The 25,356-nt window shown below is 37.9% G+C and carries 25 protein-coding genes; 8 read left to right on the top strand and 17 right to left on the bottom strand.

Annotated features, from left to right (window positions below; genetic code table 11):
- Positions 1-4: 4 nt before the first annotated feature.
- Positions 5-907, bottom strand: coding sequence for a histone deacetylase family protein (locus tag Q763_RS04010; RefSeq protein ID WP_035131478.1), 903 nt, complete (start codon positions 905-907; stop codon positions 5-7).
- Entirely contained in the window at positions 907-1,224 is a 318-nt protein-coding gene (locus tag Q763_RS04005) for a hypothetical protein (protein ID WP_157499308.1), read from the bottom strand. The genes Q763_RS04010 and Q763_RS04005 overlap by 1 nt, the downstream gene beginning before the upstream one ends.
- A gap of 227 nt (positions 1,225-1,451) precedes the next feature.
- Here Q763_RS04005 and Q763_RS04000 point away from each other — a divergent pair, with 227 nt between their 5' ends.
- On the top strand, positions 1,452-2,081 hold the full coding sequence (locus Q763_RS04000) for a nitroreductase family protein (RefSeq protein ID WP_035131817.1): 630 nt from the start codon (positions 1,452-1,454) through the stop codon (positions 2,079-2,081).
- Between the two features lie 131 nt (positions 2,082-2,212).
- Here the strand turns inward: Q763_RS04000 and metG are convergent, their stop codons facing one another.
- Positions 2,213-4,348 carry a methionine--tRNA ligase gene (gene metG, locus Q763_RS03995; protein WP_035131474.1) on the bottom strand — a complete coding sequence of 712 codons (2,136 nt, stop codon included), beginning with the start codon at positions 4,346-4,348 and terminating at the stop codon, positions 2,213-2,215.
- Positions 4,349-4,595: 247 nt separating this feature from the next.
- Between metG and Q763_RS03990 the strand changes: the two genes are divergently transcribed.
- The 5 genes from Q763_RS03990 (at position 4,596) to Q763_RS03970 (ending at position 8,444) form a co-directional block, all read left to right on the top strand.
- Positions 4,596-5,492 carry a S66 peptidase family protein gene (locus Q763_RS03990; protein WP_084596005.1) on the top strand — a complete coding sequence of 299 codons (897 nt, stop codon included), beginning with the start codon at positions 4,596-4,598 and terminating at the stop codon, positions 5,490-5,492.
- The gene (locus Q763_RS03985; RefSeq protein ID WP_035131470.1) at positions 5,492-5,851 is read left to right on the top strand and encodes a YraN family protein; all 360 of its coding nucleotides are present in this window, start codon (positions 5,492-5,494) and stop codon (positions 5,849-5,851) included. Before Q763_RS03990 ends, Q763_RS03985 begins: the two co-directional genes overlap by 1 nt.
- Before the next feature lie 77 nt (positions 5,852-5,928).
- Complete coding sequence (locus tag Q763_RS03980; RefSeq protein ID WP_035131468.1) at positions 5,929-6,591, top strand: aspartate kinase; 663 nt, start codon at positions 5,929-5,931, stop codon at positions 6,589-6,591.
- A 122-nt stretch (positions 6,592-6,713) separates the two neighbouring features.
- Positions 6,714-7,274, top strand: a complete 561-nt coding sequence (locus Q763_RS03975) for a TetR/AcrR family transcriptional regulator (protein WP_035131466.1) — start codon at positions 6,714-6,716, stop codon at positions 7,272-7,274.
- A gap of 78 nt (positions 7,275-7,352) precedes the next feature.
- The gene (locus Q763_RS03970; protein WP_035131815.1) at positions 7,353-8,444 is read left to right on the top strand and encodes an MBL fold metallo-hydrolase; all 1,092 of its coding nucleotides are present in this window, start codon (positions 7,353-7,355) and stop codon (positions 8,442-8,444) included.
- A gap of 165 nt (positions 8,445-8,609) precedes the next feature.
- Here Q763_RS03970 and mfd read toward each other — a convergent pair whose 3' ends face one another.
- Together mfd and Q763_RS03960 are read right to left on the bottom strand one after the other, a co-directional pair.
- On the bottom strand, positions 8,610-11,918 hold the full coding sequence (mfd, locus tag Q763_RS03965; RefSeq protein ID WP_394331006.1) for a transcription-repair coupling factor: 3,309 nt from the start codon (positions 11,916-11,918) through the stop codon (positions 8,610-8,612).
- A gap of 47 nt (positions 11,919-11,965) precedes the next feature.
- Positions 11,966-12,655, bottom strand: a complete 690-nt coding sequence (locus tag Q763_RS03960; protein WP_052123215.1) for a hypothetical protein — start codon at positions 12,653-12,655, stop codon at positions 11,966-11,968.
- A gap of 219 nt (positions 12,656-12,874) precedes the next feature.
- Between Q763_RS03960 and Q763_RS03955 the strand changes: the two genes are divergently transcribed.
- Complete coding sequence (locus Q763_RS03955; RefSeq protein ID WP_035131465.1) at positions 12,875-13,822, top strand: L-threonine 3-dehydrogenase; 948 nt, start codon at positions 12,875-12,877, stop codon at positions 13,820-13,822.
- Positions 13,823-13,961: 139 nt separating this feature from the next.
- Here the strand turns inward: Q763_RS03955 and Q763_RS03950 are convergent, their stop codons facing one another.
- Positions 13,962-14,483: a nuclear transport factor 2 family protein gene (locus tag Q763_RS03950; RefSeq protein WP_084595998.1), complete on the bottom strand. Its 522-nt coding sequence runs from the start codon at positions 14,481-14,483 to the stop codon at positions 13,962-13,964.
- Between the two features lie 29 nt (positions 14,484-14,512).
- On the opposite strand from Q763_RS03950, the gene Q763_RS03945 reads away from it, so the two are divergent.
- The gene (locus tag Q763_RS03945; protein WP_035131463.1) at positions 14,513-15,424 is read left to right on the top strand and encodes a hypothetical protein; all 912 of its coding nucleotides are present in this window, start codon (positions 14,513-14,515) and stop codon (positions 15,422-15,424) included.
- Here the strand turns inward: Q763_RS03945 and mgtE are convergent.
- From mgtE to serS, 11 genes are all read right to left on the bottom strand, one after another.
- Entirely contained in the window at positions 15,421-16,773 is a 1,353-nt protein-coding gene (mgtE, locus tag Q763_RS03940) for a magnesium transporter (RefSeq protein ID WP_035131461.1), read from the bottom strand. The two genes, Q763_RS03945 and mgtE, sit on opposite strands and share 4 nt — an antisense overlap.
- Positions 16,763-17,542, bottom strand: coding sequence for a 16S rRNA (adenine(1518)-N(6)/adenine(1519)-N(6))-dimethyltransferase RsmA (rsmA, locus tag Q763_RS03935; RefSeq protein WP_035131452.1), 780 nt, complete (start codon positions 17,540-17,542; stop codon positions 16,763-16,765). Before rsmA ends, mgtE begins: the two co-directional genes overlap by 11 nt.
- Before the next feature lie 55 nt (positions 17,543-17,597).
- The gene (locus tag Q763_RS03930) at positions 17,598-17,915 is read right to left on the bottom strand and encodes a DUF4286 family protein (protein WP_035131450.1); all 318 of its coding nucleotides are present in this window, start codon (positions 17,913-17,915) and stop codon (positions 17,598-17,600) included.
- Between the two features lie 68 nt (positions 17,916-17,983).
- Entirely contained in the window at positions 17,984-19,762 is a 1,779-nt protein-coding gene (locus Q763_RS03925; protein ID WP_035131448.1) for a tetratricopeptide repeat protein, read from the bottom strand.
- 2 nt (positions 19,763-19,764) lie between these two features.
- On the bottom strand, positions 19,765-20,478 hold the full coding sequence (locus tag Q763_RS03920; protein ID WP_052123214.1) for a hypothetical protein: 714 nt from the start codon (positions 20,476-20,478) through the stop codon (positions 19,765-19,767).
- A gap of 97 nt (positions 20,479-20,575) precedes the next feature.
- Positions 20,576-20,809: a hypothetical protein gene (locus Q763_RS03915; RefSeq protein WP_035131445.1), complete on the bottom strand. Its 234-nt coding sequence runs from the start codon at positions 20,807-20,809 to the stop codon at positions 20,576-20,578.
- Positions 20,810-20,942: 133 nt separating this feature from the next.
- On the bottom strand, positions 20,943-21,506 hold the full coding sequence (locus Q763_RS03910) for a hypothetical protein (RefSeq protein WP_157499304.1): 564 nt from the start codon (positions 21,504-21,506) through the stop codon (positions 20,943-20,945).
- Between the two features lie 231 nt (positions 21,507-21,737).
- Complete coding sequence (locus Q763_RS03905; RefSeq protein WP_035131441.1) at positions 21,738-22,274, bottom strand: hypothetical protein; 537 nt, start codon at positions 22,272-22,274, stop codon at positions 21,738-21,740.
- Between the two features lie 156 nt (positions 22,275-22,430).
- Complete coding sequence (locus Q763_RS03900) at positions 22,431-22,985, bottom strand: hypothetical protein (RefSeq protein WP_157499302.1); 555 nt, start codon at positions 22,983-22,985, stop codon at positions 22,431-22,433.
- Positions 22,986-23,098: 113 nt separating this feature from the next.
- Positions 23,099-23,476 carry a hypothetical protein gene (locus Q763_RS03895; RefSeq protein WP_035131428.1) on the bottom strand — a complete coding sequence of 126 codons (378 nt, stop codon included), beginning with the start codon at positions 23,474-23,476 and terminating at the stop codon, positions 23,099-23,101.
- A gap of 605 nt (positions 23,477-24,081) precedes the next feature.
- On the bottom strand, positions 24,082-25,353 hold the full coding sequence (serS, locus tag Q763_RS03885; RefSeq protein WP_035131423.1) for a serine--tRNA ligase: 1,272 nt from the start codon (positions 25,351-25,353) through the stop codon (positions 24,082-24,084).
- Positions 25,354-25,356 lie beyond the last annotated feature (3 nt).

The following is a 25,356-nucleotide window of genomic DNA, read 5'->3' as shown; positions in this document are numbered from 1 at the left end:
TTTTTTATACATATATATGCCTTGCCGTTCTGTAAGTATTGGTATGTGCTTCAATGATAATTTTAATATCGGGACTGTAACCACCACCCATACTGCATTGCACAGGTATATTCAGTTTGTGGCACAGTGAGAGTACATATTCATCACGTTGTCTGCATCCGTCAATAGTACAGCCTAATTTTCCCAACTTGTCCGAAGCCAGTATATCTACCCCACTCAGGTAAAAAATAAAATCGGGCTTTTCGGTATCAATCAATTTCGGGAGTGTTTCTTCCAGTATGGAGAGGTATTCACTGTCATTGGTATTATCCGGTAGGGCAATATCAAGATCAGACGTTTCCTTTTTAAAGGGATAGTTACTTTTGCCGTGCATTGAGAAGGTAAATATATCGTTGTTGCCTTCAAATATTTCGGCAGTACCGTTACCCTGATGCACATCCAGGTCTACTATCAGTACTTTTTTAGCCAGTTTGTTATTGATGAGGTATTGTGCTCCTATCGCTTGGTCGTTAAGCAAACAAAAAGCCTCACCCCTGTTGCTGTAGGCGTGGTGTGTGCCTCCGGCTATATTAAAGGCAATGCCATATTCCATAGCCTTGTGGCAGCCCCAAATGGTACCTTCGGCAATACGCAGTTCCCTTTCTACCAATTCTGCTGAAAGGGGGAAACCTATCTTTCTAACCGCACGCGGATCGAGTGTAAGGTTAACCAACTCGTCCACATATTCCTTTTTATGTACGGCAAGTACATGCTGCATATCGGGAAGGGAAGGCGAATAGAAATCACTTTGTACAGCCGTACCTTCATGCAAAAGCTGTTGTGGCAGCAATTCATACTTTATCATGGGAAAGCGGTGACCTTCCGGTAACGGGTGTTTGTAAATAGGGTGGTAAGCTATAGGTAACATTAATAAAAAGAGAACATTTTCCAGAGTAAAAAAATGGCCAGCAGCACCGCAAAGGTCGCTCCAACTATTTTAGCAAAATTGGTTCTGGCCGAACGAATAAAATAGAGTGAAGCAAAAATAAGCAATATCATTGGGAATAGTACAAGCCCCTGAGTGTTTCTGATAGTGTCAGGATAATACCTCATATAAGCCGAACACATTTCGGGCTCGGTTTCATAGGTGTTGGCCACATTAACCCATAAAAAGATGTCTGCCAAAACGAAGATAATGCAAAGCAGAGCGATAAAGGTCAGGAATCTTCGGGTATTATTGCTCATAACGGTTTGATTTAAAATAATCTGCCTATATAAAGTTAACCAATTTATTTTGCTTTTAAGGTTTTGTTTGTTGTGGTTTTGCCATAATAATAAGCCGATTGGTTAAATAAAGCTAACTTTATGGTACATTCCTATATATCGTTGTATTTTTGCAGGGAAAATGAGAAGACAGGTGTTTGTGTTTTACGGTTGTAAAAAAGAACCCTGCACTCGTAAAAACAATATATATGGAATTTTTAGAACATTTAAACTGGAGATATGCTACCAAAGCCATGAATGGCGAAAAAATAGCAGACGACAAAATAAATAGGATTTTAGAAGCAGTAAGGTTGGCGCCAACTTCAAGCGGATTACAGCCTTTTGAGGTACTAGTGGTAAAGGGTGAAGAACTTAAAAACAAGATAATGCCTGTAGCCAACAACCAAACGGTAATAAGGGATTGTTCGCACCTGCTTATATTCGCAGCATGGGACAACTATACCGAAGAACGTATTACAGAAACCTTTAAGAGCATGTATGCTGTGCGTGGTTTTAGCGAAAAATGGGATGAGTACCGTCAGTTTTTAATCAAGTCGTATGTAAACCGTCCGGCTGAGGTTAACTATAATCATGCGGCACACCAGGCATATATCGCTTTTAGTTTTGCCATTGCGGCAGCGGCTACCGAAAAGGTAGATGCTACCCCTATTGAAGGCTTTAATCCTGAAGCGTTAGATGAACTTTTAGGACTGGATAAGCAGGGCTTTAAGAGTGTGCTGTTACTGCCTTTAGGGTATCGTGATGAGGAAAAAGACTGGTTACTTACCATGAAAAAAGCCAGAAAGAGTAAAGACGAACTGATTAAGGAATTAGACTAATCATAAAAGAAAAGGCTCCCAATTGGGAGCCTTTTTTATTTTGTTGTCATTCCGACGGATGGAGGAGTCCAGATTCTTCGGCTCCACTTCGTTGCGCTCAAAATGACAGGATGTATAGTTTTCTGTATAGATTAACTAATCATTTCGCCATTGTTTACACCATCGGCATCCGGGTTAATGAAAACCAGTTTACCGTCTGTGTTTTCAGTCATTAGTATCATACCCTGGCTCTCCACACCACGCAGTTTACGAGGAGCAAGGTTAACAAGTACACTAACACGTTTACCAATAATATCTTCCGGCTTGAAGCTTTCTGCAATACCTGAGACAATAGTACGTACATCAATACCAGTATCTACCTTTAATACTAAAAGCTTATTGGCTTTTGGCATTTTTTCGGCTTCAAGAATAGTGCCCGTACGGATGTCCATTTTGGCAAAATCTTCAAATGCGATAGTTTCTTTTTGAGGCTCGGCTTTTTTATTAGCAGCATTGTTAGCTGTTTTTGTAGCCTCAAGTCTGTCTACCTGTTTTTGTATTTCTTCGTCTTCAATTTTAGCAAATAGCAGCTCTGCCTGTCCTATTTGGTGGTTGGCAGGGATAAGTTGGTGCTTAACGGCAATGTCATTCCATGAAAGTTTATGAGACGATCTTTCGGCATCATTAAAGCTTAGGGTCTCGTCAACAATTCCCATAGTCTGTACAGCATTAGGAACATCATCTAACTTAAGGATACCTTTAAGCTTTGCGGCTGTAAACGGCAGGAACGGCTCAGAAAGTACCGATAGGGCTGCGGCAATTTGTAATGCCACATACATTTGTGTTTTTACCCTTTCCGGATTTTCCTTAACCATTTTCCAAGGCTCCTCATCGGCCAGATATTTGTTACCAAGGCGGGCAAGATTCATCAGCTCACCAAGAGCTTCCCTAAAGCGGTAACGCTCTATAGAGCTTGCTATAACTGCAGGGTAGGCACGCATTTCGGTAAGTGTAGCCTCATCTACATCGCTAAACTCGTTTGGAGCAGGTATAATACCGTTGTAATACTTGTTGGTAAGTACAACCACACGATTAATAAAGTTACCAAAAATAGCAACCAGCTCGTTATTGTTTCTTGCCTGGAAATCTTTCCAGGTAAAGTCGTTGTCTTTTGTCTCAGGAGCATTTGATGTAAGTGCATAGCGCAGTACATCCTGTTTCCCAGGGAAATCTTCAAGGTACTCATGTAACCATACTGCCCAGTTTTTAGAAGTAGACAGTTTGTTGCCCTCAAGGTTTAGGAATTCGTTTGCCGGTACATTGTCAGGCAGTATGTACGATCCTTCGGCTTTAAGCATAGCAGGGAAAATCACACAGTGGAAAACAATATTATCCTTACCTATAAAGTGTACCAGTTTGGTATCGTTGCTTTTCCAGTAAGGTTCCCAGTCTTTACCTTCACGCTGAGCCCACTCTTTTGTAGAGGAAATGTAACCAATAGGTGCATCAAACCAAACGTAAAGTACTTTACCTTCGGCACCTTCTACAGGTACAGGGATACCCCAGTCAAGGTCGCGGGTTACCGCACGTGGTTTAAGTCCGTCGTCCAACCATGATTTTACCTGACCGAATACATTAGGTTTCCAGTCGTTTTTATGTCCTTCCAGTATCCACTCTTTTAAAAAAGCATCATACTGATCCAGCGGAAGGAACCAGTGTTTGGTTTCCTTTAAAACCGGTTTAGAGCCTGTTATGGTCGATTTCGGGTTAATGAGATCGGTAGCGTTAAGTGATGAACCACATTTTTCACACTGGTCACCATAAGCCTCCTCGTTACCACATTTAGGGCAGGTACCCGTTACAAAACGGTCGGCCAGGAACTGGTGAGCTTCCTCATCATAAAGCTGCTCGGTCACTTCCTCAATAAACTTACCGTCATCATACAGCTTTTTGAAAAACTCACTGGCTGTTTCATGGTGTACTTTTGCCGAGGTACGCGAATAGTTGTCAAAAGAGATTCCAAAATCTTCAAAAGACTGTTTGATAATACTGTTGTATTTATCAATTACCTGTTGTGGGGTAATGCCTTCTTTTTTCGCTTTCATAGATATGGCTACACCATGCTCATCACTTCCGCATATAAAAGCCACGTCTTTGCCCTGTAACCTCAGGAAACGCGAATAAATATCAGAAGGAACATAAACACCCGCCAGGTGGCCTATATGTATAGGGCCATTGGTATAAGGCAATGCTGCCGTAACAGTATATCTTTTTGGATCTTGTAACATCTCGAAAATTTAAATTGAAACGCAAAAGTACAAATAATTAGCGTTATTTATTCTACCTTATTATAGTAATACCGCTCTGCTTAATTTTGTATAATTGTTAAGAATTGGGATCGGGCTTAGTCCATATTTTTCGTTAAGTTTGTTTAACTGAAAAAATAAACGAATGCAAAGGAGAATCACGATTTTAAAAGCCGTTTTAGTTTTAACAGTAATACAGTTCACATCCCAAATACAAGCACAAAACCTTATGAAAATTCCGCCATATCTTACTAAAGGAGATACTGTGGCTATTGTTGCCACTGCCCGTAAAATTGAAGCACAGCACCTGCAGCCAGCTATAGATTTACTTAAAAGCTGGGGGCTTAACGTGGTACTGGGAAAAACCATAGGTAAAGAAAACAATCAGTTAGCCGGGGCCGACTGGCAGCGCGCTACCGATTTTCAGGAGATGATAGATGATCCGTCCATAAAAGCCGTATGGTGTGCCAAAGGAGGCTACGCTACCGTGAGAATGATAGACAGGGTAAAGTTTGATAATTTTAAAAAACATCCTAAATGGATTATAGGGTTTAGTGATGCTACCGTACTGCACAGCCATATCAATAACATGGATATAGCTACCATACACGGTATTATGTGTGTAAGCACTTTACATGCTACCAGTGAGGCTAAGGAGACCCTTCGCAAAGCTTTGTTTGGTGAAAAGCTGGAATATAATATTGAACCACATGAGTTCAACAAAGCAGGCAAAGCAACCGGTGAGCTTGTAGGGGGTAACCTTTCGGTGCTGTATAGTATTGTAGGGTCTGAATCGGAAGTGGATTATAAGGGTAAGATACTATTTATTGAAGACCTTGACGAGTACCTGTACCACATTGACCGAATGATGATGAACCTAAAACGAAACGGTTATTTTAAAAACGTAAAAGGTATTATTATAGGTGGGATGACAAAAATGAATGATAATGACATTCCTTGGGGTCATGACGCTCTTGAAATTATTAAGGATATTACCAAAGATTACGATATCCCTATCTGTTTTAATTTCCCTGCCGGACACATGAAAGATAACAGGGCACTTGTTATGGGTAAGGAAATTACCCTTGAGGTAACTGCCAAAGGCACTAAAGTGGTATTTGAATAATGGCAGAGCATAACGACCTTGGTAAACAGGGCGAAGAGTTTGCTGCCGACTTTTTACGCAAAAACGGCTATGATATACTGGAAACCAACTGGGTGTATCAAAAAGCCGAAATTGATATCATTGCCCGTAAAGAGGATACGCTTGCCATAGTGGAAGTAAAGACCAGATCGAGCCTTGATTTTGGGCTTCCGCAGGATTTTGTAACTCCAAAAAAGATAAAATTACTGGTAAAAGCTGTAGATGAATATGTTACAATAAATGACCTTGATGTAGAGATACGTTTTGATATTATATCAATTTATAACAAAAAAGGCGATTTTGTTATAGAACATATAGTTGACGCTTTTTTTTATTTTTAGTTGTTAAATATTTAACAATTATTTTTATTTTTTATATTTGTTACGGGAAAAGACTTTACGTAACAACCATTTAAGCTATGAAAACTATTTCTTCTGTAGTGGAACACTACATTAAGACCAAGCCCTTTTTATTAAGTGCTTTGTCACAAGGGATCATTAACCTTACCTCCCTTGCAAGGACCATGATGCCGGAACTTGAACAGGAGATAGGGAAAGATGTAAAACAGGGAGCCGTTGTAATGTCCCTTAAACGACTTTCTGAAGACCTTGATTTCAGGGTGAATCACAAAATTGTAAAAGTACTGCGATCTATTGGCGAGATTACAGTAAGGTCGTCACTGACTGATTATACTTTTGCTATTTCCGACACGATTTTAAACAAACAGGCCGATTTGATATCAAATATCAATTCGTTCCCTGAGGTTTTCTACACCTCTTCAAGAGGTGTAAACGAAACCAATATCGTGGTAAGTTCATCTATTAATCACATCGTTGAAAAACTTTTTGCCGACGAAAAACAAATTGAACGTACCGATAACCTGGCCTCTATTACGGTAAAACTTCCAAAGGATAATATTTCCACTCCTGGGGTTTATTACTACATTTTCCAGAGACTGGCGTGGGAGGGTATTATTATCAACGAGGTTATTTCAACTTCTTATGAGTTTACCATACTGGTAAGCGAGCAGGAAGTAGATGTTGCCTTTAAGGTTATTAAAGACCTAAAGAATCTAAGCTAATCAAAGTAAAATGATTATTGCAAAATATTACTTTCAATAAACCCTTTCTAAAAAAGAAAGGGTTTTTGTTTTATTGAATAATTAAATATATTTTTGTAGAGTGATTAGTCGGTCAAAACAAAATGGATAAACAGGAAATTATATTAACTACAGCTTTAAGGCTTTTTGTGCAAAACGGGTTCCATGCAACCCCTACCAGCAAAATAGCTAAGGAGGCCGGTGTGGCAAATGGTACCCTGTTCCATTATTATAAGACCAAGGAGGATCTTATTGTTTCGCTTTACCTATATATAAAGTCAAAGATGGGGGCTTACATAGATGAGCAGGTTAAGCCCGATACTGATGCTAAGACTTATTTTAGGGGTCAGTTTAAAGCAGTAGTAGAATGGTCTATGGAAAACAGGGATGAGTTTTATTATGCCCAGTTGTTTACCAATTCGCCATTTGCAGCATTACTGTCTCCGGAAGAGGTAAAGAAATCACTTAAAAAGAGTTGCGACCAGATACAGGAGGCTATTGATGCCGGAGTAATAAAGGCACGTGATGTCGACTTTATCTATACTATTATGGGGAGTCATATTTTTGGATTATATACCTACCTTATCAAAAACAATTTCAGCAAAACAAAACAGCAGCAGATAATACAGGATAGTCTGGATATGCTTTGGGGTATGTTATCGTAAAAAAATTTAAATATAAATTAGAGTGAGTAGTCAATCTATATAATGAAAAGAGTCAAAAAAATAATTAAAAGGATATTTATGTCAATACTAATTGTCATAGCGTTGCTGGTAATAGCAATAGCTATTTTTATGCAGCAGCCACAGTTTGGTAAACAACCGGAAGGAGCAAGATTGGAAAGGATTAAACAGTCTCCCAACTATAGGGGCGGAAAATTCCAGAACCTTAGCCATACGCCCGATTTGGCTGAAGGCACCAGTTACTATACTGTATTTAAGGAGTTTTTCTTTGGGAAAGAGGAACGCAATAAACCAAAGGATAGTATCCCTACCAAAAAGGAAGACCTGCTACAGTTAGACCCTGAGGAAAATATTTTGGTATGGTTTGGGCATTCGTCCTACTTTATGCAGGCAGACGGTAAAACCATTTTGGTAGACCCGGTATTTAGCGGAAGCGTATCTCCTATTAGCTTTACCAATAAGGCCTATCCGGGTAGTGATGCCTATACAGTAGAAGACCTGCCGGAGATAGATATACTTTTTATAAGCCATGACCATTGGGATCATCTGGACTATGAAACTGTTTTGAAACTGAAACCAAAAGTAAAAAAAGTGATTACAGGATTAGGTACGGCACAACATCTTGAATACTGGGGCTATGATACTACGATTATTGAGGAAAAGGACTGGGGTGATCATGTGGATTTAGGCGACGGGTTTACGGTAGACGTTACTCCGGCAAGACACTTTTCGGGTAGGAGCTTTACCAGAAATAAGGCACTATGGGTATCTTTTGTGTTTAAAACACCAAGCATGAAACTGTTTTTGGGAGGAGATTCGGGATACGATTATTTCTTTAAGGAGATAGGCGATAAGTACGGTCCGTTTGATCTTGCCATACTGGAATGTGGACAGTACAATGAGTACTGGAAATACATACACATGATGCCTGAACAGGTAGCACAGGCAGCAACCGACTTGAAAGCCCAGAGGCTAATGCCGGTACACTGGTCAAAATTCTCACTGGCACTTCATGCGTGGGATGAATCCATAAAAACGGTAACCGAAGCAGCAGCAGAAAAAGATTTGCCTTTACTAACACCAATGATTGGCGAAAAAGTAAATATTATAGGGGAACCTGTTAAAGAAGAATGGTGGAATACTATAGAGTAATAAAAAAAGCGGTCTTAATTTTCCATTTCGAGCGTAACGCAGTGAAATCGAGACACGAGGCTGTAAGCCGAACTGATGAAATAAATCTCAATATAACTTTGTCAGATTTCTCCACAAGGTCGAAATGGAAGAAATAAACCTTCAAAATTAAGACAGCTTTTTATTTTATTCAAAAACCATATCAAGAAGCTCTTTGGCTTTCTTCACTGATTTTACATTATCAAAAGTAATAAGTAATCGCAACCCGTTTTTGGTTTGTTTTTCCTTCATACGGATAAGCGTTGGGTTTTTTTGTACAAACTGAAGTACCTTATGGAAATTGCCCGACTGGTAAAAGGCCGATTGTTGGTCTGACACGAAATAACCCAGCATTTTACCCTGTTTAAGTACCAGTTTCTCAATACCCATTTTTGTAGCGACCCATTTAATACGCATACTGGTAAGCAGTGCTTCGGCCTGTTTTGGCAATGCCCCGAAACGATCCGTTAACTTTTGCTCAAAAGCTACCAGTTCTTCTTCGTTCTTAATATTACCCAACTCGTTATACAGGTTAAGCCTTTCGGTAATATTGTTCACATACTCGTCCGGGAACAGTAGTTCGAAGTCGGTATCAATCTGTATGTCTTTTACATATTCTTTTTCGGTAGTGCCTTCCACTTCCTCATACAGGTCTTTAAACTCATTTTCCTTAAGTTCCTCTATGGCCTCGTTCATAATTTTCTGGTAGGTTTCAAAACCTATCTCGTTTATGAACCCGCTTTGTTCACCACCCAATAAGTCTCCCGCACCTCTGATCTCAAGGTCTTTCATGGCTATGTTAAACCCACTGCCCAAATCACTAAACTGCTCCAGTGCCTGTATACGCTTACGGGCATCTTCGGTCATGGCAGAATATGGTGGCGTTATAAAGTAACAAAAGGCTTTTTTATTGCTTCGGCCTACACGCCCGCGCATTTGGTGCAAGTCGGAAAGCCCAAAGTTATTCGCATTATTTATAAAAATAGTATTGGCATTAGGAACGTCAAGTCCGCTCTCAATAATGGTAGTGGCTACCAGTACATCAAAGTCGCCATCCATAAAGGCAAGCATAAGCTCTTCCAGTTTTTTACCTTCCATCTGGCCGTGACCAACGCCTACTTTGGCTCCCGGCACAAGGCGCTGTATCATTCCGGCAACCTCCTTAATATTCTCAATACGGTTGTTTATAAAGTAAACCTGTCCGCCACGCTGTATCTCATACGAAATAGCATCGCGTATAATCTCCTCATTAAAGCCCACAACCTGTGTTTCTATAGGGTAACGGTTAGGCGGTGGCGTGGTGATTACCGAAAGATCTCTTGCCGCCATAAGGGAGAACTGAAGCGTTCTTGGAATAGGGGTTGCCGTTAGGGTAAGGGTATCTACGTTTTGGGCAATGGTTTTAAGTTTATCCTTTACGTTTACACCAAACTTTTGTTCCTCGTCGACTATTAGAAGTCCAAGGTTTTTAAACACTACGTTTTTATTGGTAAGCTGATGTGTACCTATAATAATATCCAGTTTACCGTCGGCAAGGTCTTTAAGCGTTTCGCTTTTTTGTTTTGCTGTACGGAAACGGTTTATGTAGCTTATGGAAACAGGCATGTCCTTTAAACGCTCGCGGAATGTTTTATAATGCTGGAAAGCCAATATGGTAGTAGGTACCAGTATGGCAACCTGCTTACCGTTATCTACCGCTTTAAAAGCAGCACGTATGGCAACTTCTGTTTTACCAAAGCCCACATCACCACACACCAGGCGGTCCATTGGGCGCTCACTTTCCATATCGGCTTTTACATCACGGGTTGCCGTAATCTGATCCGGGGTGTCCTCATAAATGAAAGATGATTCCAGTTCGGCCTGCAGGTAACTGTCGGGAGCATATTGGAAACCTTTTTCCAGTCTGCGTTTTGCATACAATTGTATAAGGTTAAACGCAATATGCTTAACCCTTGCTTTGGTTTTCTGTTTAAGGGTTTTCCAGGCACTCGATCCCAGTTTGTAAATTTTGGGAGGTGTGCCGTCTTTCCCGTTGTACTTAGATATTTTGTGTAGCGAGTGTATGCTCACATATACAATGTCGTTATCGGCATACACCAGTTTTATGGCTTCCTGTGTTTTGCCTTCTACCTGTATTTTTTGTAATCCGCCAAACTTACCAATACCGTGGTCAATATGGGTAACATAATCACCTACCGATAAAGAGTTAAGCTCTTTAAGCGTAATAGTTTGTTTTTTGGAATACCCGTTCTTGATATTAAACTTATGGTAACGCTCAAATATCTGGTGATCGGTATAACAAACCAATTGATTTTCTTCGTCTATAAATCCTTCGTAAATAGGGAATACAACGGTTTTATATTGCTTACGGATGTCTTCATGATTTGCTTCGTCAAGACTTTCAAAAATATCATGAAAACGCTTGGCCTGCGATTCGCTCGCACAAAACAGGTAATTTTTATATCCGTTAGTATGATTGTCGTTAAGATTGTTAAGCAGCAGGTCAAACTGTTTGTTAAACGATGGCTGTGGCTGTATGTAAAACTCAAAAGTTTTTTGGGTTTTAAATACAGGTTTGGAGCCCATCTCGGCAATGGTAAAATCCAAAGCCTTTTTTATGAACGATTGCTGGTTAAGGAAAAGCTCTTCGGGTGAAGCGTGCTTAATATCCTTACTTAGCTTCTCGAAGGCATCGCCGGCCTTGTTGAACAGGTTGTCCAGCTGGCTTAAAAGTCCTTCGGTATTTTGTATAAAGAGTACGGTTTTTTCGTTTATGTAGTCTAAAAAGCTTTCGCGGCTTTCCTGCATAAACTTATTTTCCATGTTAGGGATAACCGTGATTTTTTTCTGCTTTTCGAGCGACAGCTGTGTTTCAACATCAAAGGTACGGATGCTGTCTACCTCATTACCAAAGAATTCTATACGGTAAGGGTTATCGTTAGAGAACGAGAACACGTCTACAATACCACCACGAACGGAGAATTCTCCGGGTTCGGTTACAAAATCCACACGGCGGAACTCATACTCAAACAATACCTCATTTATAAAATCGATAGATACCTGGTCGCCCACAGCGACCTTAAGGGTGTTCTTGTCAAGGTCTTTACGGGTAACTACCTTTTCAAAAAGCGCTTCAGGGTATGATACGATAACAGCCGGTTTTTTACGCGAATTGATTCGGTTAAGCACCTCGGCCCTTAGTAGCACATTAGCATTATCGGTTTCCTCTATCTGATAAGGTCTGCGGTAAGAGCCCGGGTAAAACAATACATCATCTGTACCTATAAGCTGTTCCAGGTCGTTGAGATAATAGGCAGCCTCTTCCTTGTCTTTAAGTATAAGCAGGAACGGAAGTTGGGTGAGCCTGAATAACGGAGTGGTAACAAATGAAAGTGACGAACCTACAAGCCCTTTTACATGCAGTTTGTTTTCACGTTGCTGCAGGCTTTCGCTAATTTGTTTTACTTTGGCCGACTGGCTGTATTTTTCTAAAATTTCCGGTTTCAATTTTCTGATTTCGGTTTTAGATCTCTTTTAAATGGAGATACAGGAGTTAAAACTTGAGGTTTTTGAGTTTTTATCTGTGGTTTTTGTTTGGTATCTTTTCCGTCGGGTATCATATCCGGGTTAGCCATACGAATGGTGTCTAAAGCCTTGAGAAGGTCTTCTTCGCCTTTTTCTTTAGGTATTTCGCTTAGCTTAACCAATTCATCCAGCTGGTTTTGAAGTGATATAGTCTCTTTAGAAATTTCACCAATGGCAGTAATAATTTTATCCTTTTGTACCACATCAAGATTAATGTAAGTGTAAAGGGTTCTTATTTTAGTTACCACTACCATAATGCGACTTTTTACCTGTGGTTTATTAAAAAACGGAGGTATGTTTTTGTTTAGCTCATCGGCTTTTTCGGCTATGGCTTTTACTTTATTTCGGTATGCAGTTAGTGAGCCTGTAGGTTTATCGGCAAGTTCACTTTTAAAACTGTGCCATTCGTTCCAGCCGTCCAGTTTGGTTTTTACACGCGGTGTTACTGCCGGGACATTAAATTTCCAGTTTTCACTTATAACCTTTAAAATGGCTTCACTCTGTTCTTTTGTCTTTAGTGCTTCGGCTTCCCTTATTTTTTCATCGTCATTACAGGACAGGGCAAGAGAGGTAAAGCAAAATAGTATAATGAGTTTTAAATACTTCATAGCGTTTTTATTGCAAAGCAAATTTACAAATGTTAGGCCAATATGCCTGCGTGCCCATAAAATAATTAGCATGAAATAAAAACCGACTTCATTTTAAGAATATGGCAATAAGGTTGATAGGTAAATCACAATCTTTAAAAAAATTGTTTTATATAGCAGGTAAATAAATGGAATTGATAATGCTAAAACGTTATCTTTGCAGCCACTAAACTTAAAATTATGGGTGCTATTCTAATTATTGGAGCCTGTGGGCAAATTGGGACAGAATTAACCAAAAAGCTGAGAAGTATTTACGGTACAGATAATGTAATCGCTTCAGACGTAAGGAAGACAGATCCTGAGTTTGTTGAGTCGGGACCGTTTGAGGTTGTAAATGCTCTGGATTTTAATCAGATTGAACAGGTTATTGAAAAATATAATGTGACCGATGTTTACCTGATGGCTGCACTACTATCGGCTACTGCTGAGAAAAACCCTGCCTTTGCATGGGATTTAAACATGAACTCTCTTTTCCATGTGCTTAACTTAGCCAAAGCCGGGAAAATCGAAAAAATATTCTGGCCTTCAAGTATTGCTGTGTTTGGGCCTACAACGCCTAAACAAAATACACCACAGTATACTGTAATGGAGCCTTCTACCGTATATGGTATCTCTAAACAATCAGGTGAAAGATGGTGCGAATACTACCATAACCTATATGGAGTGGATGTGCGAAGCATCCGTTACCCTGGCCTTATAAGCTGGTCTACATTACCGGGTGGTGGTACTACCGATTATGCGGTTGATATTTACCACAAAGCACTTGAAAACGGTACGTACAACTGTTTTCTTAGTGAGGAAACAAGACTGCCTATGATGTACATGGATGATGCTATTCGTGCTACTGTAGAGATTATGCAGGCACCAGCCGAGGATATCAAAATACGCTCTTCATACAACCTTTCGGCGATGGATTTTACCCCGAAAGAGATTACAGAATCAATTAAGAAACACATGCCGGATTTCACCATCTCTTGTGAGCCTGACTTCCGCCAGAAGATAGCCGACAGCTGGCCGCAAAGTATTGACGACAGCAGTGCAAGAGAGGACTGGAACTGGAAACACGAATTTGACCTTGATGCCATGACAACAGATATGTTAGAGCATTTAAGTGCTAAAGCTGAATAATAAAAAAGCCCCGATACATCCGGGGTTTTTTTATTTCCAATTTCGACTGAAAAGTAGTGAAATGGAGAAATCGTGATTGTAAATAGCTGAGATTTCTCACTTCACTATGCTGCGTATCGAAATGACAGAATATTTTCGTTTACTTTTTCTCTTTCAGTTTCTCGATATAGGCATCTTCATATTTTGCCTTTAAAGGAATTATCTCTGCGGTAACTTCGTTAGGTATGGTCATGGAAAGTACATAGTGTTTTATTTTCCATTCGCCGCCCTGTTTTTCCAACACGCCCGATCCGCGGCAGCCTTTCATCCAGGTATCAAGCAATTCATCAAACCAAGCAGTTTTACCATTTTTACTAAAGTAAATATTACGCTCAACAGCTTTAAAATCCCATGCACGGCCTTTGTCAAAGTAAGGTTTAGAAAAAGCAGCAAAGGCTTTTTTGTCCCAGTTCTCGCCTGCATCGGTACCTATGTAAATGCCATCGTCGGCTATTTTATCAAAGTATCCGTTATAGTCGGCTTTAGCAGCTGCAGCATGCCAGTCATTTAGTAACTGGTTAATAACGGCTTTTTCTTTCTCGGGTGGCAAGGAGGTATGTTTGGGTATAAGTAGTGTTGTTCCTATAGATAAAACAGAAAGCAACAGAAATAATTTTTTCATAAATACGTTTTACGTAAAAATAGTAATTAATGAGACACCTTTACTTTATACTGCTTTTTAGTTATGCAGCCTGTTTTTCACAACAGGTAAAAATTATGGCTTACAGGCTTATAAATGAAGATAACGACGGTCCATGTTCAATCGCTGCCTATCTAAAAGAAGCTGGTACAGATTATTTTTATAGTTATGTCACAGCACAGTCAACCGACACCATAATGGCAAACAGACTGCTTGCAATAAACAGGGAGGCAAAAAAGAAAAAGGGAGTTGAATTTTGGTGCGAGCCGGGTACTTTAGGCGGAGATATGATTCACAATATGATAGTTATTGAAAAGGATGCCGTTAGAGATACTATTTATTTAACCCGACAAAATACTTATATAGTTTTTCCTGATGAAGATAAGGCATATCCTGATAATAAACTTGTTTTAAGAAAATCGCTTACAGGGACTATTAAAGAATTTTTTGACTTTGACTTCCAGAAAGATTTACGGTCTATGTTTATGAGTGATGTAGAAAAGATACCTTTAAATAAGGTATTCTTTAAAGGTAAAAACATCAAAGGTTTTACTAAAAATAAATTTGAAAAAGAGTTTGGAAAGCTCAATAAACTGGATGAAAATAAGAGCTATGACGGACTTGTTGTAAACTATAGTTTTGAAGGAGATATATATAGTTTTACTAATGATGTACTGGATAGTGTTGAAGTAAATAATCCAGATTCCGGATGGGAAATAGATGGTTTATACATAGGTAGTAAGCAGGAACTATTTTTAGAAAATTATCCCATATCAATGTCTTTTAATGTTATTAGTTCAAAGAAATTTGAAGACTACAAAAAAAAGCAGTTACACTGGCTTCGTTTTAATGAGAGCACAGGTTCTATAGGTTACTGGATTAAAGACGGTGTTTTAGACCGATTTTCAGTTTTTTATAATTAAAACCCTAATATCGCCCTTGCGATAGTGAAATAAATAAGGATACCACAAATATCGTTACTGGTAGTAATAAACGGACCCGTAGCCAAAGCGGGGTCAACTCCCACTTTATTTAAGAGGATAGGTATAAATGTACCTATAAGCGAGGCAATAATAATAACCGAAATTAAGGAGATACTTATGGTTAAGCCCAGGTCATAATCTACATCTAAAAGGAAATGACTTCCCAAAATTAAGATTATGGCAAGTATAGTGCCATTAAGAAGGCTTAACGAGACTTCTTTAATAAGCCTGCTGAAAAGTGAGCCACTAATGGTATTGTTAGCAATACCCTGTACGATAATCGCAGACGACTGTACGCCTACATTACCTGCCATTGCAGCAATAAGCGGAGTGTAGAAAAACAGCTCCCCATGTGCTTTCATGGCGGCATCAAAAAGTCCCATTACTTTTACGGTAATAAATCCGCCCAAAAGGGCTAGAACGAGCCACGGCAGTCTCGCGCGGGTAAGTTCGATTATGCTGTCATCGGCCTCTACGTCTTGCGAGATACCTGCTGCCAGCTGATAATCCTTGTCGGCCTCTTCCTTAATAACGTCTACGATGTCATCAATGGTAATACGGCCCACGAGCCTGCCCAGCTCATCTATAACCGGAATCGCTTCCAGGTCATATTTTTGCATTATACGTGCTACCTCCACATCGGGGGTATCCACTTTTACAAAATCCACTTTAGGGATATAAACTTCACTAATTGGGGTTTTGGTAGAGGTAGTAAGCAGGTCTTTTAGGGAAAGTCTTCCCTTTAGCCTGTTCTCATCGTCTACCACATAAATGGAGTGTACACGCTGCACGTTTGCAGCCTGTTCTCTCATTTCTTTTACACAGGTAAGTACGTTCCAGTTTTCGTTAACCTTTACAAGTTCCTTACCCATCAAACCACCGGCACTGTCTTCATCATAGCGTAAAAGATCAACAATGTCTTTTGCGTGCTCTACGTCTACAAGTTCAGAGATTACCTCTTCCTTACGATCCTGAGGCAGTTCGGCAATAATATCGGCAGCGTCATCGGTACTAAGTTCGTCAAGCTCTTCGGCAATTTCTTTTGATGAAAGTTCGCGAAGGATTTTCTCCCTTACTTCTTCATCAATTTCCAGAAGTATCTCGGCCGTCTTTTCGCTGTCAAGTATGTGGAAAATATAAATAGCGCCGGAGTCGTCCAGCTCGCCCATAATTTCGGCGATATCAGCATAGTGAATATCCTCAAGGAGATCCTGTAATTCCTTTTCACGGTTTTCACTTATTAATTGCTCTATCTGAGCAATAAAATCCCTGCTGATTTTAAACTCCATTAGCCGCTATTTTTTTTGTTAGTTCAATAAAATCTTCCGTAGACAGTTGCTCCGGACGAAGGTCAAAGATACTATCTTCCTTTAAATTATCAGAAAGATTAAATGTTTTTAAACTGTTACGAAGTGTTTTTCTGCGCTGGTTAAAGGCAGTTTTTACCACATTAAAAAACAGTTTCTCGTTTACAGGAAGTTTATAGTTTTCCTTTCTCTTTAAACGCAACACGCCCGATTTTACCTTTGGAGGTGGGTTAAATACGTTTTCAGGTACGGTAAACAGGTATTCTGCCTCATAAAAAGCCTGAGTTAATACTGATAGGATTCCGTAGATTTTGCTGCCTTTTTTCTCACAAACACGTTCGGCAACCTCCTTTTGGAACATCCCTGCAAATTCAGGAATACGGTCGCGCATTTCAAGCGCACGGAACACAATTTGAGATGAAATGTTATAAGGGAAGTTTCCTATTATAGCAAAAGGTTCATCGCCAAAAACCTTGGTAATATCATATCTTAAAAAATCTTCAGATATGATTTTTCCGTGTAGCTTAAAGTAATGTGCGTTAAGATACTCAACCGATTCGTTATCAATCTCAATAACATAGGTCTCTATAGGCTTTTCCAAAAGATATTTGGTAAGTACGCCCATACCGGGACCTATTTCCAGTACTTTTTTATACCCTTCCAGTGTTAGGGCATCGGCGATGTTCTTAGCAATATTTTCGTCTGTAAGGAAATGCTGCCCAAGGTGTTTTTTGGCTCTAACTTTATCCATCTTCATTTATATATGAGCCTGCAAGCTGTACAGGCTACAGGCAGCGGGTTGTTTATTAACGTTTAAACTCGTGTACTAGTTCAAGTTCGGTTCTAAAGGCAAGCATCTTGTCGCCAAAAAGCCTCATGCCTTCTTCCCTAAACTTAGGCGCATCTTCCTGATAGTACCTTTCCAGCATTTCTTTACTCTCTGTAAAGTATTGTATAGAGTAGGTAGTACCACCCATTTCCTCAACGATTAGCACTCGTACCATTTTAGCTTCGGTAAACTTCCCGGTAGCCAGTATTTCAGGAATATGTTTGTCTTTCATCCAGTTAACCCACTGGTCGTGTACAGAATCGTCTATATTTATTGTTACGTTGTATATTATCATGAAATGTAAGTTTGGTGATTTGCTATTCCCATTGTTGGGCAGAATCAATGCAAAGGTACAATTAATAACTAACTATTTGCATCACCGCGAAGGCGCCTGTATTGTTTTCGGGCTTCAACAAAGTGAATACTGTCTTCATGATTAAAAATGACCTTTTCATACAGGGGCATTGCCTTTTCGGGGTCTTCCAGTATTTTGTTGTATATCTCAGCCGAATAGAATAGGGCTTCATCAATATAAATCCCTTCGGCATAATTGTCAATTATCTGTTTGTAGTATTGCAGGGCAAGATCGTACTGTTTTAAATCTTCATACATACGACCTATACGCAGCAGAGTAACATCCTGTATGCTTTCGGTTTTATCGTTAGCCAGTATATCCTTAAAACCGTTAAGGGCTTCCTGTTTTTTGTTTTGGTACAGTTTATAGTCGGCACGGGCAAATTTCTTTAAAGCCGTTTGGGTGCTGTCTTCAACCGTGTTATCTATAATCAATAAGTAAAGTTCAAGCGCATCGTTTGCAATAAGCTGTGATGACGATGATTTTAAAACTTTAAGCTGTTTTTGAGCCCATTCAAAATCACCTTTAAAGTAACTGGCTTTTGCAACTTTGAGACTTGCTTCGTGTGCTACCTCATCGTTTTTAAGTTCGTCTTCAATCTGGGCATAATAAATAATTGCCTGGTTAAATTTTTCATCCAGTAATAATATATCTGCCAGTTTCATTTTTACTTCGGCCTTCTGGTAACGGTTAAGTCCAATTTCCAATGCCTGATTAAGCGTGGCAATACCGGTATTGCTCTCTTTAAGATGGAAAGCCTCAAAGTCGGCTTTGAGTATTTGCAGATCAAGGGTGTTTGGGCCGCTGCCATATTGTTCCAGCAGGTCGTTTATACGTTGTTTTATCGCAGCAAAATCACTTTCGTTAGCCTCTCTAATATCGGCAGAAATCAGGTATTGGTGTGCATATAATTGTACCGATGCAACATCACTGTTTTCAAGAATGTAAGTGAAAATCTCCCTTGCCGTCTCCGTTTCATTTTCTTCGGCAGCAAGCCTTGCCAGTGTAATGATGCTGCTAAAGGTGTTTGGGTCACGCCTGAAAATTGCTTTTTGCTGAATGAATGCCTTACCGTAATCTTTTTGCTGAACATAGTACCAGCTTAAAAATTCGTTCCAGAAAATATCCTGATTTTTTTGAGTGTTTACCAACAGGGCTTTGCGAAGAGCTTCGTTAAAGGACTCCTGAGCATCCTGCATCATAAACCTTGAAAGCTGGTTTTTTACAATAGGCAGGTTATGCGGGTTGTTATAAGCGAAACTAAGCAGTTTTTCAATCATCAAGTCCATATTACCCAGCTGTCCCTGTAATATGGCTGTTTGGTAATCGAAGTTCATGCTTTTGTTTATGGCTGTAGCCGTTTCATAGGCCTTAATGGCTCTTTCGGGCAAAATTTTCTGTTCAAAGTTTTGGGCTACTGCATATACGTTTGTGGCATTTTCATTGATTGAATTAATCGCTTTTTCGTAATTGCTTTCGGCTTTTTCAGTATTGCCCTGTAACTGGTAGTTATACCCCAGTTCTACATACAAAAATGGTCTTTTTGTTTTTTCCAGCCTTTCATTAATCAGTTCCTCAGCCTTATCATATTGTTGCATTTGCTGATAGCAGGCTACGGTTTTTTGAAGAAAAAAGGTATTACCCGGATGTGAAGCCTCTAAATCCTGGTATATAAGCAGGGCTTTTTCAAACTCGCCTCTCTCAAAATAGTTTTGAGCCAGCTGTTCGTTTTGGGCAAATACCGCAATCGACCATATAAGGGCTATAAAGGCAAATACTTTTTTCATAATTAAAACTCAATTTCGTTAGGCCACTTCAGATTTGCTAAGTTAATCAATTCATTGATTTGTACATCCTCCCAAACAGTTTGATGTTCATTTTGATTGTTTTCTTCAAAAAGATTTTCTCCTGTAGTGATGCTTTTCTTTTTGGTAAGGAAGTTAATACTGGTTTCCGTTATGTCGCCGGCGTTTCTGCTGGACTCCCACAAGTCATAGCCTATAAGTACAAAATGGCTGTCCTGATAGCGTAGTTTAAAGGTTTCATTACTTATACCATAACTCCCGCAGGATAGCCAGGTACGAAAGTTTATGCTGAGCACCTCTTTTGTAATAGTCATTTCATCGGCAGTGGTAAAAGGATCATCAAGGCAGGGACTCTCGGTAGTATTAGCCGATGGAATGAAGGTTTTGTTTACCGTATTAAGCGTGTAGCCATTTTTGTTTTTAAACAGTATAAGCAGGTAACGCGGATTGAGATTTAGGGTTTGTGGGCCAAGATTTTCATTAGTGGTAAAGTTGGCGGGATCTGTATTTTCAATCACTATTGCTACATCCTCTGCTTTATCCTTATTAAGGTCGCCAAAAGCGGTTGATATAATTTTCCAGCCTTTAGGTATAAAATCCTCTGTGGTTTTACCCTGTTGGGGTATAATCGTTTCGGTACTTTGTGTAAAACCGGTGGTATATACAAAAAGGATAATAAAGCAAAGTAAGTTTTTCATAGCACTATGGTGTAGTAACAAATTTACTTATTAAATATGTATACTTAGCTTCTGATTACAGCTCCTGATTGGTAAAGAGGTTTTTAATAAGCTTTTTTTATGTTTGGTTACTTTTAATCTCTTTAAACTTTTCAAGCAATTCGTAAAATAAATTAAAGGCTTTCTCTTCATCTCCTCCTGTTTTTTCTAACAAAAACTTTGAAAATCTGGGGCCTTGTGATAATTCAATATAAGGAAGGCCCTGAATCCAAAGCCTAAATTCATTTAAATCAACATCACCCTCATTATAAATTAATTCAGGTTTATAAAATCCCCATCTGCCAAATATCATATAGCCTTTAATATAATTTTCTAAAGCTGAAATTGATTTAATAGTTAAAACTAAATGTGTCCTTAATTTGATGTACTCTAATACATCATGTATTTTTTATGAATAATAATTTTTCATAATAATATTAAGGCTATTATTTTTCTGAATTAAATTTATAAGTATTTGAAGCATTACAGGCTTGAAAAAAATCGTGATTCTCAATTTTACATTGACGATAACTAAATTTATTCTTCATTGTGTCAATTTTTATCGGATGGATTTTCTCAAAATTTACAGCAATACAGGAGTCGTTTATCATAGTTGCATACGTTCGTCCTATAATGTACTCCTCAATAATCGCTTCATCTTTGTAATAAAAAGTTGATTTTGGGAATTCTTTTAGCATAAGTAAATTATTATCTCTGCTTATGAATGAGATGTTAAATATCGTATCATTCCTAATGCCTTCAATGACTCCTGCGCAGAGGTTGTTACTGACTTTACCACCTGCTACTCCTATAAACTTGTCATTATATTTTTTAAATAAGTTTGTCCCTAGTAACTGATTAAGTTCATTCTTATAAATAAGTTCCATCAGTTCTATTTTTTCAAGTAATTTTTCAGATTCTACTTTCTTTTGAGTGAATTTAGCAGAACAGAAAGTAAGAGTTGAAACGGCCAGAATGATTATTATGATTAAATGAATTGTTTTGCTCATAGTTTTATAACATAAATGTATCATCGTTTGTATTTAATATATAAAGAATTTCATCTGTTATTTGGTTTACATAGAGCTGAAAATACTCATAGATTAACGGTGCTTAATACAAATTGTAATCCTCAATCCATTATAATAGTTCCGGGATAAACGCTTTAATTTCACTAACCTCTTTTTCTCTTAGAAAATTAATAAAATTAATGTCTTCATTGACTTTGGAGTAAAAACTTTTTAATCGGCAAAATTTGAGGGGTTGAATTTACTTAGTTGTAAATTATTTTTTTTAACAGGAATATATTTATTAGGAATGTCTTGTGGAAATTCATTATTAAGTCCTATTGTATGGCTACAATTATCACAACATAAAACTAAATCTTGCGAATTTTGTAAAGATTCGAACAACCGATATTCATCCTGACCACAATTTTCACATAGAATATCGGTCTTAAAAGCGATTATCTCCCATAGTATGTCTCTAACAATTACAATAGGTCTACGATAATCATTTGTATTAGTGCCTAAAATCGTATCTAACAATTCATCTAAATCATACCATTTTTTGTGAAAATTATAGTCATGAGGATTAAGCCGTTCATAATACTTAAAGTAATCGGCATACAAATTACAAATGACTTCATTATTAGATTTTTTAAACTTTAAAGCCCAACCTAATAGTGCGAGGCTTAACTCTAAGCTGTTAATTAAATTTCTTCTAACCAGGATTTTTTCCTGTAATGATTTCCATTCTTTTATAATCAAGTGGCTCATAGTTTTTTTCTGTAGAAAACGTTTTATGTCAATTGCTTTGTCCCAGTCCCATCTTCAGTAAATGAACAAAATTGTATAGTAACAAATTTACTTATAAATTAAGCTACCTTTTACAGTAGCTTTTGTGTACTAATTTTTTATTGAGTTTTGATAAAACTAGCTGCCGGTCAATTCTGTTAAATTATAACCGCCACATTCAACATAAAACAGATTATCAAAGCTATTATTGTTTTTAATATAATTGATAAGCTCGTTTAGTTTTTTTGGATTGGAACAAAAGTTAGATGATATAATTTTAATCATAGACTGACTTTTATTTAGTATTACTATTTTTCCTGGTTTAAAATAAAAAAGTTCTTCCATATATTTTTCCCAATCATTTTGCTTACATAAATCCAGTAATTTATCGTAAACTTTTTTATGATAATTATCCTTATAGTAAATCTCTATGATGGAAGCTCCCAAATCTACTTTCTCAATACCTTTTTCATTAGTCTTAACAGTAGAACATTCGATTTTAGCATTAATAAAGTTTATCTTATTTGCCTCAATTAAATCTCTGTATTTCATCAAGAAGGTTCCTTTAAAAGCATATTCTAGTTTAATGATGTTCTCACAAACTTCATTATTGCCAAATATAATCTTGTCTTGTGCATTAACATAGTTAACACCAATCACGAAAAAACAAATTAGAATAATATATTTCATCATAATGAATTATCTTTTAAGTTAGCTCCAACAACTAATGTAGTTATAATTTCGACCTATTGTATCTCCTTCACCACGTATTCTCTAAAGGTAGATTGACTTAAAATATTCATTTTTTATTCTAAAATGAACGTACATTTTATTTTTTTATTTCTGTAAACTGTAACAGTTTTGCTGTTTTTATCTTTGTATATTGAATCACCTATTTCTATAAACGATCCTATTGAACCTCTTTCTTTATCGTAAGAAAGAGAGCTTTCGGTTATTAAAAACATATTTAGAGAGTCATTGGATATTCCAAGAAAATAGCCATATGCTTTGTTATTATGATAATGACCTTCTCTATTAACTAATCCATTTAACTGATAGTCAACAGTATTTTTAATATAAACATTTTCATCTTTATGTCTGCAATAACCAATAATGACTGCAACTAGTGCAAATAGCATGAGTATAAAATAAATTACAAGCAATATTTTAAATCTTAATTTCATAAATAAAATTATTATTCTAGACTACCACCGGCTAAAAGGTTAATAAAAAAACCGAGCTAATACAAGCTTAGCATTATCGGAGTTTTGGTGTAGCAATAAATTTACACCTTGGCTTTTATATATATTATCATTAAGAAGAGCTGTAATAGTGTTACAATTATGTAAAAATGATTTAATTTAAAACTATAATACAATAGTTGAAAAGGATTAGGTGCTTCATAATTTAAAGACTTAGAAATTATATTTAATAGTTTATTGACTAGCGAGAATAGGAATGAAAATAAAATAAGAAAATAATCAATATTTAGAATCATTGGAATAATTCCTTTATCGCTATAATTTACCGTAAATACAGTTATACCTATTGAAAATATAAGTACAATAAACCCTATAATTATAAATATATATTTTGGGAAATAGTTCTTTTTTAATATAAAAAAGTAAATAAGGTTTTTTAGTAAACAACCTATTATAAAAAAGTATATGTACATCTTAGTAAAAATTCATTTCTCAAAATTAAATTTTAATACCTAAATTACTATATAAAAAACGCGGGCAATACCTGTTTTAGCATTACCCGCGTTTTAAATATAGTAATAAGTTTATTAATCGATTATATCGAAACCGGTGTACGGACGTAAAACTTCCGGTACTACAATACCTTCCGGAGTCTGGTAGTTTTCAAGTATACCTGCCAGTACCCTAGGCAATGCCAGTGAACTTCCGTTTAGTGTGTGTGCCAGTTGGTTTTTACCATCCTTGTCACGGAAACGAAGCTTAAGCCTGTTTGCCTGGAACGTCTCGAAGTTAGAAACCGAACTGATTTCCAGCCAACGGTCCTGTGCGGTTGAGAATACCTCAAAGTCATAAGTAAGTGCCGCTGTGAAGCCCATATCGCCACCGCATAGGCGTAATATTCTGTAAGGAAGTTTTAATTCCTGTAAAAGCATTTTTACGTGTTCTACCATTCCGTCAAGAGCAGCATAACTGTTATCAGGGTGTTCTACCCTTACAATTTCTACCTTGTCAAACTGGTGTAAACGGTTAAGTCCGCGCACGTGTGCACCATACGATCCTGCTTCTCTCCTAAAACACGGAGTGTAAGCAGTACAAAGTACAGGCAGTTCGTTTTCCTGAACAATAACATCTCTAAAGAAGTTGGTTACAGGAACCTCAGCCGTAGGAATAAGGTACATATCATCCATACCTACATGGTACATTTGTCCTTCTTTATCCGGTAGCTGCCCGGTACCATAACCCGAAGCCTCGTTAACAAGGTGAGGTACCTGGTATTCTTTATAGCCTGCTTCTGTGTTTTTGTCTAAGAAATAGGTAATAAGCGCACGCTGTAGCCTTGCACCCTTGCCTTTGTATACAGGGAAACCTGCTCCGGCAATTTTAGTACCCAGTTCAAAATCAATAATGTCATATTTTTTTGCCAGTTCCCAGTGTGGTAATGCACCTTCAAAAAGAGTAGGGATGTCACCTTCACTATAAACCTCTTCGTTATCATCGGCGGTTTTTCCTGACGGAACAATATCTGCCGGAATATTAGGTATTTTGTAAAGCAGTTGCTGTAACTCTTCAGATACTCTGTTAAGTTCGTCACCAAGATCTTTACTCTGCTCTTTTAACTGACCTGTTTTTTCTTTTAAAAGCATGGCTTTTTCTTTTTCGCCTGCTTTCATCAGTCCACCAATGTCTTTTGACAGCTTATTGGATTCGGATAAAACAGTGTCAAGCTCCACCTGTGTGGATCTTCTTTTCTCGTCAAGGGCAATTACTTCGTCTACCATCCCGGTAGCATCTAAACCTCTTTTGCCCAAAGCCTCAATTACTTTCTCTCTGTTTTCTCTAATAAATACTGTCTGTAACATGGA

The sequence above is a fragment of the Flavobacterium beibuense F44-8 genome, from assembly GCF_000769915.1.
Classification (GTDB): domain Bacteria; phylum Bacteroidota; class Bacteroidia; order Flavobacteriales; family Flavobacteriaceae; genus Flavobacterium; species Flavobacterium beibuense.
Note: the sequence above shows the minus strand (reverse complement) of the source record. Positions and strands in the feature narration are given on the sequence as shown.

Excerpts from the sequence above, each read along its gene's own strand:
- Q763_RS03925 (WP_035131448.1), bottom strand. The coding sequence starts at position 19,762 with ATGAAAAAAGTATTTGCCTTTATAGCCCTTATATGGTCGATTGCGGTA.
- Q763_RS03990 (WP_084596005.1), top strand. The coding sequence starts at position 4,596 with ATGAAAATTCCGCCATATCTTACTAAAGGAGATACTGTGGCTATTGTT.
- Q763_RS03975 (WP_035131466.1), top strand. The coding sequence starts at position 6,714 with ATGGATAAACAGGAAATTATATTAACTACAGCTTTAAGGCTTTTTGTG.
- rsmA (WP_035131452.1), bottom strand. The coding sequence starts at position 17,542 with ATGGATAAAGTTAGAGCCAAAAAACACCTTGGGCAGCATTTCCTTACA.
- Q763_RS03900 (WP_157499302.1), bottom strand. The coding sequence starts at position 22,985 with ATGATGAAATATATTATTCTAATTTGTTTTTTCGTGATTGGTGTTAAC.
- Q763_RS03980 (WP_035131468.1), top strand. The coding sequence starts at position 5,929 with ATGAAAACTATTTCTTCTGTAGTGGAACACTACATTAAGACCAAGCCC.
- Q763_RS03905 (WP_035131441.1), bottom strand. The coding sequence starts at position 22,274 with ATGAGCCACTTGATTATAAAAGAATGGAAATCATTACAGGAAAAAATC.
- Q763_RS03920 (WP_052123214.1), bottom strand. The coding sequence starts at position 20,478 with ATGAAAAACTTACTTTGCTTTATTATCCTTTTTGTATATACCACCGGT.
- Q763_RS04010 (WP_035131478.1), bottom strand. The coding sequence starts at position 907 with ATGTTACCTATAGCTTACCACCCTATTTACAAACACCCGTTACCGGAA.
- Q763_RS03970 (WP_035131815.1), top strand. The coding sequence starts at position 7,353 with ATGTCAATACTAATTGTCATAGCGTTGCTGGTAATAGCAATAGCTATT.
- Q763_RS03915 (WP_035131445.1), bottom strand. The coding sequence starts at position 20,809 with ATGATATTTGGCAGATGGGGATTTTATAAACCTGAATTAATTTATAAT.
- Q763_RS03895 (WP_035131428.1), bottom strand. The coding sequence starts at position 23,476 with ATGAAATTAAGATTTAAAATATTGCTTGTAATTTATTTTATACTCATG.
- serS (WP_035131423.1), bottom strand. The coding sequence starts at position 25,353 with ATGTTACAGACAGTATTTATTAGAGAAAACAGAGAGAAAGTAATTGAG.
- Q763_RS03930 (WP_035131450.1), bottom strand. The coding sequence starts at position 17,915 with ATGATAATATACAACGTAACAATAAATATAGACGATTCTGTACACGAC.
- mgtE (WP_035131461.1), bottom strand. The coding sequence starts at position 16,773 with ATGGAGTTTAAAATCAGCAGGGATTTTATTGCTCAGATAGAGCAATTA.
- Q763_RS03985 (WP_035131470.1), top strand. The coding sequence starts at position 5,492 with ATGGCAGAGCATAACGACCTTGGTAAACAGGGCGAAGAGTTTGCTGCC.
- Q763_RS04000 (WP_035131817.1), top strand. The coding sequence starts at position 1,452 with ATGGAATTTTTAGAACATTTAAACTGGAGATATGCTACCAAAGCCATG.
- metG (WP_035131474.1), bottom strand. The coding sequence starts at position 4,348 with ATGTTACAAGATCCAAAAAGATATACTGTTACGGCAGCATTGCCTTAT.
- Q763_RS03945 (WP_035131463.1), top strand. The coding sequence starts at position 14,513 with ATGAGACACCTTTACTTTATACTGCTTTTTAGTTATGCAGCCTGTTTT.
- Q763_RS04005 (WP_157499308.1), bottom strand. The coding sequence starts at position 1,224 with ATGAGCAATAATACCCGAAGATTCCTGACCTTTATCGCTCTGCTTTGC.
- Q763_RS03960 (WP_052123215.1), bottom strand. The coding sequence starts at position 12,655 with ATGAAGTATTTAAAACTCATTATACTATTTTGCTTTACCTCTCTTGCC.
- Q763_RS03955 (WP_035131465.1), top strand. The coding sequence starts at position 12,875 with ATGGGTGCTATTCTAATTATTGGAGCCTGTGGGCAAATTGGGACAGAA.
- Q763_RS03950 (WP_084595998.1), bottom strand. The coding sequence starts at position 14,483 with ATGAAAAAATTATTTCTGTTGCTTTCTGTTTTATCTATAGGAACAACA.
- Q763_RS03910 (WP_157499304.1), bottom strand. The coding sequence starts at position 21,506 with ATGAGCAAAACAATTCATTTAATCATAATAATCATTCTGGCCGTTTCA.